Origin of the sequence: Methanosarcina sp., from assembly GCF_028693135.1 — an archaeon.
Taxonomy (GTDB): domain Archaea; phylum Halobacteriota; class Methanosarcinia; order Methanosarcinales; family Methanosarcinaceae; genus Methanosarcina.
The window spans coordinates 1-9,125 of record NZ_JAQUVZ010000078.1 but is presented as its reverse complement, the minus strand read 5'-3'; the positions used below and the strand labels follow the sequence as shown (position 1 = coordinate 9,125).

The following is a 9,125-nucleotide window of genomic DNA, read 5'->3' as shown; positions in this document are numbered from 1 at the left end:
TTATTTTACAAAAAAACGATGATTTATACAGTTTAAGCGAATACAAAACAGCCAGCGAGGGTTCACTTCATCCCCGACCTAAAGGTCAGGGTATTCGTGACCCTCTGCGCTCCCATAGTAATAAAAAAGGGATGATCTGAAGGCGGTCTGTGGATATAATTTGTCTGTGAGAAATGAAGTGCCCCCGTTAAAGAGAAAGGATTAATTATGTATATTTTTTATAATATTCTTTTTAAAATTTTAGTACAATAATATCCTGCATTATAGGCTTTATTGTCTTAATGTTCAGGAATTATGCCCACATCCTGAAAAAATAAATTAAAAATACTTCTAAAAAAGAATAGCTAGAGAAGGGGTGGGCTGAAAATGGAGTCAAACTGTTTGACGTTCTGAATTATAAATCAAAATCCGAATATTTATAAAGAAATACATTCACTTCTAATCAAAGTTGCACGGACACACCCCTCTGCAAGCAAGGGGTATGTTCGCGCCACCACTCCAAATTCCGTAAAAGGAGATAATAACCCTAAACCATTTAGTTCGAGCAGAAGTTAACAAACGAAAAATGGAACTGATAAATCGTATTATAATTAACGGTTACCGGGGAAGTTTTCATCCCCGCAGCAAGCTAGCGGGGTATTCGACTGAAATGAATAGGCGACAAAAACCAGTAGTCGGACCGATAATCGAGACCGATATTCAGATCGATTGTCGATACCTGTAAATCATGAAACCCGATGGTTGGTACCAGAAACGGATGGAGAAAACGTGATCGACCAAGAAACCCTACACGACAGAACTTTAAATCCCTATATGGAAGAGAAAATCGATGCCCTGAAACAGTTGAGTGCTAATTTTGAATTTCTCCCTAATCGGGAGCAGGCTTTCGATGATATGCTCAGGCTCACCTCAGATAAGGACAACCTTGTAACAGAAACTGCAGTCAAAACTCTTGAATTAGTTTATCCTCATGTGCCGGACAGGAAAAAACTCTGGACGAAACTTGCAGGCCTTACGGCCAGCCCGGCTCCGAGGGTGCAGAAGGCAGCTGTGCATGCCCTTGCTACATCTTATATCCTTATGCCCGGAGAACAGATGGTCTGGACCGACTTTCTGAAACTTGCGGGTTCTGGAACCGATTCTGTAAAGGAATATGCTTTTTCCTGCCTCAAATCGGTTTTCCCTCTGGTCCCTGATAAAATACAGGCATGGAAAGACCTGTTTGAGCTAAGGGAGTCTGCGGACATGAACACCAGGGTTGAGGCTACCCGAGCTCTCGGGGTGGTATTTTCGCACGTTGAAGACCAGGATAAAGCCTGGAAAGAGCTCTTCAAGCTTGCTCTGGAAGAGAGAGGAACTCTCCAGAAAGAAGCTTTTGAAGCCCTTGCTTCCGCTTTTATCCGTTCCCGAAAAAAAGAAACGGAATGGCAGGACCTTTTAGGGCTGATTGCCTCTGAAAAGGGGACTCTCCGGCGGCGTGCGGCAGATACCATGTTTCTGGTGTTTCCTCACCTTCCCGACAGGAATAGAGCCTGGTCTACCCTTCTAAGGCTCAGCGGAGCCGCAGACGGCCATGTTAGGGACAGGGCAGCAGACTCCATTGCTTCGTTATTCCTGCACCTTGAGGATAAAGACAGTGCCTGGAAAGACCTTACCGAACTTGCGGGAAGTGAAGTCAGCTATGTACGGGGAAGAGCTGCCGACACCCTTGTCCAGGCTTTTCCGCACGTCTCCGACAAGAAAAAAGCCTGGGAAGACCTCCTCCGCCTGAAAGCCGAAAGCCACAGTTATGTGATCAGGCGGGCAATGCATGCCCTCGCTTCTGCCTATCCTTACCTTGCTTCCGATGAGGAAGCTTCTGAAGAACTCTCGAAAATTACAAGAAATCCTGCCTTTGTCCGCAGGAGTGTAGCGTATTCCCTCGCTTCTGTCTTCAAGGAAGGAAATGCAAAAGGACCGGGAAACCCGGGAAAACAGCTTTCTATCGAACTTTTTAAATTGGCAATCGATGTGGACAGTTCTGTCCGGATGGATGCTGCCGACTCTCTTGCATCAGCTTTCCCGCACCTGCCGGAAAAGAAATGGACCTGTGGCAAACTGCTAAACCTTTCCGCACACCCAGACCCCATAATTCGGAAGGGTGCATCCGTGTCCCTCCGATCTCTCTTTTCCCGGCTAGGAGACCAGAATATAGGCATGAATAAAGGTTCAGAGAAGGGCATAGAAGTAGGTTCAGAACAGGACATAAAAGCAGGCCTGGGACAGGAAATAATGACAGGCGTCTGGGAGGAGGTTTTGCGGATGGGTGGCGACAATGAATCCTCTGTCCGCAAGGATGCTTCCGACCTTCTCTCCATGGTTCTCCCCCTGGTGGAAGATAAAACGAGTATCTTTTACAATCTTTCCGATCTCTGTTCAGGACCGGAAAATTACCTCCGGAAAAGTGCATCGGACCTGCTCGCTCTGGCCTTCCCCTTCGCAGAGGATAAACAGGACGCCTGGGGTCGACTTGTGCAGCTTTCATCCCACTGGGACAAAGATGTCCGAAAAGGAGCCGCAAAGGCGTTTGCTCCATCTTTCCCGCTGGTCCCGGACAAAAGGAAAGCCTGGGTTGATCTCCTGTCCCTTACAAACCACAGGGACAGTTCTGTCCAGAGGGCAGCTGCCCGGGCCTTTGAGTCTGCCTATACGGTGCATCCCGACCCTTATCAGGCCCTGGAGAGCCTAAAGAAACTAACAGGTTCAGAGTGCGCGTACGTGCGGAAGTATGCTTTCCGCGCCCTCGGGATTGCCTCCCTCCATGATGCGGCAAAGGCAAAATCTGGAGCCGAATACATGCGCGCGCTTAAAGAAGCCGTTCTGAATTTCAGGAATTCGGCCGAAACAGCTTTCAACCACCCCCTTCCAGGCTTCTACCTGAACTTCTACGAAGTCTTCCTGAATCTTCTGTCTGCTGGATCTTCCGGAAAAGTTCCCCTATCTTCCGATCCTTCCGAGACCGACAGGGAAGAGTCCGAGAAGTACTTTTCAGCCATGGTCTATGAAGTGGGAGATGTAGACGAAATCGATGCCCTCTCCATGGCGTTTAGGAAGTTTGCAAAAATCATTCAGGAAGCTGCCGAAACCGGTTCAACAGACCTTGCTTCCGAGAAGAAGCTTCTTGAAGCTTCTCTCCGGATCTTTGAGGATTCCTCCGCCCTTTTCGAGCGGGCTGAAGAAGAAGCCGTCCTTTCAAAGAGATTTGAGCAAAAAGGACAACCTACCCTAAAGCAGAAGGTTTCGGAACAGAGGATGAAAGACACCCTTGAGGAAATCAGGACAAAAGCCCGTTTTGCCTGCTTCCTGGTAAAAGGCACTTCCTCCGAAGAAATCACCTCTGCCGTTAGCCGTGAAGTCCGGGACTGGGCCTTCGAAACCTCAGCCGACAAAAAAGTCCTCATGCAAAAAATGGAATCTCTCGAAACAATCATCCGGGAAAATATTCCCGAAATCCCTGAAAACAGCCACATCTTCGACCGCCTTGAGGACATCAGGAAAGAAAAATATCTCCTTTCCCGCTGCAGGATAGTAGCCCGCCTCGTAGGCCAGGTGCCAATAGCTATGATCCCAGCCAAAAGGCCGATTGGTTTTTGAAAGCCTTTTGAAAGCCTATTGAAAGGTTAATGAAAGGGCCCCGAAAAGGCCCTGGAATTTTCTTTTTTACTCGGTTACGTGAATTTTAAAACGAGACGTTTTGAAAAATCGATTCTCCTTCAAATGTTTAATATACTTCCTTAATTTTCTCAACCTGCCCATCCATTAACTGAACTTTTATCTCATGCGGATGTCCTGAATATTATTCAGGGTAAAGGAGGCATACCTTCAATCGCCTCATGAAGTGAACTAATAACAGGCATTTTATTCTTTATTAGTGTAGATATGTATCCCCTCATTCTACAGAATACATCTGCCCCACATGTTCCCTAAAATCTTCCGATATCTTTTGTTGAACCGTTATCATCCTGAGATCTATTTCTGCCTGGTTATTGCTGAAAGGAACTCTCATTTCCGTAGCGAACATCAAGATTTCTTTTTCATACTTTGCATGTCTATCAAGGGTTTTGGCTTTTCGCCGTTATCTGTGGGTAAAATGGAATTCAATTCAAGACCGTGTTGGTTTTTGTGAGGGATAACCACTCAAAAAAGCGAGGAGCCAAAATAATTCCTGAATTATGGACGAAAAACGGCGATTTATTCTGGTTCCATCATTTCCGAGTAACCTGTTCAACCACATTGTTGATTTCTGAAATGCCACCACTTAGAGGGTCATATGTCCAATTCTGATCAAAAACATCTTCATCAACACGCTGAGTGCCAAAACTACCGATGGACAATGCAAAAAAGCGATTATTCTCTTGTTTTTGCTTTTTGCACTGGGAAACAATAGCAGAAGATAAACCATAGAGAACAAAATCTGAAATAACCAATAAATCCGCTTTTTTGTAATCAGCTTCCAACATCATCCGCACCCCTTCGTGTAAAGCTGGTGCAACATTGGTGCCCCCATGAAAACTCATTCTAAGAAAGTCTATCAAATCATGAATGCCTTTCGGAGGGGTAAGATCAAGGGTATCTATTGAAGTACTGAAATTTATCAAATAACATTTTCTCTTTTGAGAAACCGCTCGAGATGACAAACTAAGAGTTAATGCTTTAGCTATATTCTCTGGAGCACCTGACATAGATGTACTTGTATCAACACAAATAATTAACGGCCCCATCTTTTCATCATCAACAATGCTTACGGTTTTCTGAATGTTCTCTTCAACGATTTCTATTTTGTCGCCTTGTTTAGAAAAACACATCAGTCGATTTTCAACATATTTCAAGTCAAAAAGCAATGCAATATCAGAATCACTTAATAGAGCCAATTCCTGTGGTATAACATTTTCTAAATCTCTACCAAGCTTAATACCAATAATCTCTTCATTGGAATATATATCTGGTTTTATAACAGAGTATTGCACGGTTGAATTAATAATCTCTGTGTGATGAGATTGTTGTTCTTTATGTAATCTTCCCATTAATTCACATAAATTACGAACGCTTTCATTATTTTTCAGATATTCTGCCCATTGTTTAAGGAAAGATATGTCTTGCTTACTTAATTTGCCAACACTTGAATCCCACAAAAGTCCAGGCTCAATACCCAACTCATCAAATACCTCTTTCATTTGCTGTAAAGGGTCAAGCCATTCTTTTAACTCTTTTAACAATTGTTCCCGGCGATTTTGGATTTCCTTGAGTTGCCATTCAAGTAATTGTTTTTCATACTCTTTTCTCCATTCTTCTTGTTCATTCCTACGAATAGCATCAAGGCTTTCTATGATTGACTCTTTCTTTTTTTCCTCTACCTTTTTTTTTACAGCAAGTGTTTTTTCTTCCCAAAACATAACATTTGCTGATGGTTGGAGTGACTTATATTCCTCTAAATCGCTTATAATTGACTTTTCAGAGCCACCATATGCCCGAAAATCCCATTTCGCAGAGACCAATTTAGACCGATGTTTTTCAAAAGGGTTTGTGTTTTCTAAATAACTTAGAGTTGACTCCTCCCAATTACTAACTTTTCCACTCAATTCATTTTCAAGTTCTCCACTATTTAGATCAGGGAAATCTTCTGAAAGAAAAGTATTGACTAATTCCTCTGTTTTAGCAATTTCATGATTTGGAGATTTCATAAGATTGCACCTTTTTCAACAAATGCTCGGAATTCAATTTGTGGTTTTCTAAATCTTTAAGAAAAGAGTTGAATGCATCAAGCACTAATTCTCTTTTTTCTGAAGGTACAAATGGGGTTTCATTCAATTTGTTTTGAATAGCGACATTAGATTTTGTGTCATTAATAATTTCCGCAAGTGAACTCAAAGAATCTTCACAAGCTTTAACAAAAGTACCTTTAATCCTTGAGTCCACAGCCTTTTGAGTTCCCTTAGTAAATTTTATGGGTGGAGTTGAATCAAACCATTTGACAAATGAATCGTTGTCATAACCGGAATTCCCACCATAATTTAGCACATTTTCTTTTTTCTCGGTGTCATAAATATTTTCCGTATAAAAAAACGCATCAGATATACCTTTTTCAAGATCCTTATGGTCCAATTCCCAGCTATTTAACTTCTCATTGTTAGCGCAGCCAAACTGTTTCACACATTTTTCAATTATTTCATTAATTTGCTCTCTATTTTGTTCAAGTGTCCACAAACAATGTCGTAATATAAGGGTATCAACGGGTATTACCTCAGTGCGGTCACACAAAAATGCAGATGTTTTCAAAATGAGTGCAATTTTCTGCCACCTACGATCAGAAACATAAACTGCAATTTTGGGATTATCTTTATTAAATTCATCAAGTGAAACTCTGATTGAATTTATGATAGTAAATACCTCTTTAGAAATTGTTACTTTAACGATTTCACTGGAAAGTTGCTCAAACTCATCGTGAGAAAACTGTAGTCCATCCGGAATTTCAATATCAGTAGAGGCAGCATCCCCATCAAGTAATTTTTCAAAATTCTCTCGTTCTTCCATAGGATTTACTATTATTCGCATTACAAAACGGTCATAGAGAGCTTCTAATCCTTGATTCGGTGGTGGAGTTTCATTACTTGCAGCAATCAATGCTTTTAATGGAACTTTTTCGTCTTTTCCGCCATTACGATAAATTCGCTCATTTATAATAGTCAAGAGAGTGTTTAGAATAGCTGGACTACTTTTCCATATTTCATCAAGAAAAGCAAAGTCAGCAGTAGGTAAGTAGCCTTCTGTTTTGCGAATGTAATTATCCTTTTTTAGTTCTTGAATACTCACAGGTCCAAAAACATCTTCAGGAGTGCTAAATCTTTGCATTAAATACTCAAAATGAGTTGTATCTTTAAACACCTTTGATAAACGACGGGCAATTAGACTTTTCGCTGTGCCTGGCAAGCCATATAAAAAAATTGACTGCCCAGAAAGGACTGAAAGAAGAGAAACTGCAACGACCTCTTCTCGTTCGTACAGTCCATCAGAAAAGATAACAATTAAATCTGTAACTCTCTTTTTCATGGAAGTATTTGCTTGTTGATGACTCATTTTTGATTTCCGCCCCTGGTGCTTGGTTTCGGATTGGGATTTAGTTGATTACCACGATTGACTTTATTCTGATCATTTGACTTGATTCTGATCGTATTACTTATTCGTTTCTGATGAGCTTTAATCTCGTATTTCGGCCCCTTCCCATAAAACAGAACTCAATTCCAGTTGTTCTCACGGAGATGCCGCATCACAACACTGACTTCCGGCTGTCTCAGGCCCGAGACCATTTCAATGCTCTGGGAAGAAATTTCACTTCATTTTGCAAGACAGGCAAGGGTAAAAGCAATGGGCCTGCTTACGTTGATCTTCCTAAATAATTCTATCATTTCATATTCATTTGACCCCATAATTAAGGGAGTTTCATTCATTATTTTAGTAGTCTCTGTTTTTAAACCACGTTCATCTACCATTAAAATCACCCGAAGAACGATGATTGAGTAACTAATATAAATATACAATTATGTTTTATGTTTAATATTTATCGATTCGTACATTGACTTTATACAGTCAAAGGTGTTTACAGATCTGTAAAGAGGTCTGGAGCATGGTTTTCAGGTGAAGGCCCAGTTAAAACTGGCTTTCCGCAGGTGCGACAAGAAAATCAAATTCAGTACTTCGCTAAAAATCCATCCTCTATATTTCCCCTCCATTCATTTACCTCAGACACTCCACCACTAACCTAACCCTTAACTTTCTTCTCAACCATTCCTCAATTAGAAGTATAAACATTTCAAATCTGAACTTGTCCTCATCTATTACCTGAGGGCCTCTTTTAACAATAGTAAAATGTTTATTCTGAATGTATAGCCATATGTATTTTAACAGGAAAGATATCAGTGCATAAAAATACCTGATAATGGCATTTTTAGATGAAGTCTTTGGTTTAACCACATTTCTCATCCTGTATGACGATTAATAGCAAATCTTCTCCTGTAAACCGTGCTGACCTTTCTTGGAGACCATTTGACTCCAAAAACGACAAAACCAAGATTTTCACATCCCCGTTTTGTTCTTTTGCCTTTAAGATACTTGACGTCAATGACAATATCCAAAAGAATCTTTTTCATAGAGTCCCCCATAACATATTGTTCACTCCGTGCCTTATTCTCTTTCAGGACCGGCTTCATCCGTTCTCCTTTCTTAACAACTGGAACTATATGTGGAATGGAACTATATGTGGAATCTGGTGATTTTGCAAAAATTCAAAAACGTCTATAGAATAAAACTCTCTATCCATGCAGAGAACTTTAATTTTAAGGTCCAGTCTTTTGATGAGGTCGATAAAATAGCCCGGCCTTCCAAAAATAAAAATGAGAAATAAGAGGAGATGAGAAGAAAAGTAAAAGCAGCCTAAAAAAGGCAAGAATATAATCAAAAATCTAAACAAATACAATCTGCAAATATTCTTTCTAATGTCTTTTTTTTGTTTTTTGGTGAGGACCGCCAGACAAGCTGGCGGAGGCATTTTTACCATTTTAATTGAAAAACGGTTTCCGGGTAAAGGGAAATATTCCTCAGGGTCGGCGGACTATTTCTCTATAGTATTCAAGCTGGATTCTTGATTTTCACAGCTCAATATACAGGGATCAAGCCCGGATTGTTCCCGGTAATGCATTCTCCGCCCTCAGAAGTTACTATGAAGGTATTTTCAATTCCCACCATTCCGATGTTTTCAATTCCTTTCTTGGGTTCGAGGGCAAATACCATCCCTTCCTGCAGGGGCTCATCAAACCCGGCTGCAATTACAGGGGTTTCATCGATCAATAAGCCAACCCCATGCCCCAGGAATTTCACTTTACGGTCCCCAAAGCCCATGAAATTTTCCAGGAACTCCTCATCAAGCCCGTTCATTATGGTATTGTAAATTTCCGAGGGGATAGCACCGGGTTTTAACATTGCTGCAGCTTCGTTCTGGATAGCCACGCATTTATTATGGATATCTATGGCATACTGCGGAAGGGAAGAACCAAACATGTATGTCATGGTTTTATCCGTATGGTAGCCGTCAA

4 protein-coding genes and 3 pseudogenes are annotated in these 9,125 nt (G+C 41.2%); 1 reads left to right on the top strand and 6 read right to left on the bottom strand.

Going from position 1 to position 9,125, the window contains the following annotated elements; translation table 11 throughout:
- Positions 1–768: 768 nt before the first annotated feature.
- Positions 769–3,633, top strand: a complete 2,865-nt coding sequence (locus PHF18_RS17695; RefSeq protein WP_300104996.1) for a hypothetical protein — start codon at positions 769–771, stop codon at positions 3,631–3,633.
- Positions 3,634–3,928: 295 nt separating this feature from the next.
- Here the strand turns inward: PHF18_RS17695 and PHF18_RS18160 are convergent.
- The 6 genes and pseudogenes from PHF18_RS18160 to PHF18_RS17670 all read right to left on the bottom strand — a co-directional run.
- Positions 3,929–4,093: pseudogene (locus PHF18_RS18160) on the bottom strand (transposase); the annotation flags it as partial.
- Between the two features lie 151 nt (positions 4,094–4,244).
- Positions 4,245–5,720, bottom strand: coding sequence for a VWA domain-containing protein (locus PHF18_RS17690; RefSeq protein WP_300104995.1), 1,476 nt, complete (start codon positions 5,718–5,720; stop codon positions 4,245–4,247).
- Positions 5,701–7,086, bottom strand: coding sequence for an AAA family ATPase (locus tag PHF18_RS17685; RefSeq protein WP_300104994.1), 1,386 nt, complete (start codon positions 7,084–7,086; stop codon positions 5,701–5,703). Before PHF18_RS17685 ends, PHF18_RS17690 begins: the two co-directional genes overlap by 20 nt.
- A 191-nt stretch (positions 7,087–7,277) precedes the next feature.
- Positions 7,278–7,526, bottom strand: a pseudogene (locus PHF18_RS17680) (transcriptional regulator); the annotation flags it as partial.
- 244 nt (positions 7,527–7,770) lie between these two features.
- Positions 7,771–8,404 (bottom strand): annotated as a pseudogene (locus PHF18_RS17675) (ISH3 family transposase); the annotation flags it as partial.
- Positions 8,405–8,688: 284 nt separating this feature from the next.
- The coding region (locus PHF18_RS17670; protein ID WP_300104993.1) for a M24 family metallopeptidase at positions 8,689–9,125 on the bottom strand (437 nt) is incomplete at its 5' end.

What these genes read in the sequence shown, in the direction of transcription:
- PHF18_RS17690 (WP_300104995.1), bottom strand. Translation starts at nt 5,720, where the DNA reads ATGAAATCTCCAAATCATGAAATTGCTAAAACAGAGGAATTAGTCAAT.
- PHF18_RS17685 (WP_300104994.1), bottom strand. Translation starts at nt 7,086, where the DNA reads ATGAAAAAGAGAGTTACAGATTTAATTGTTATCTTTTCTGATGGACTG.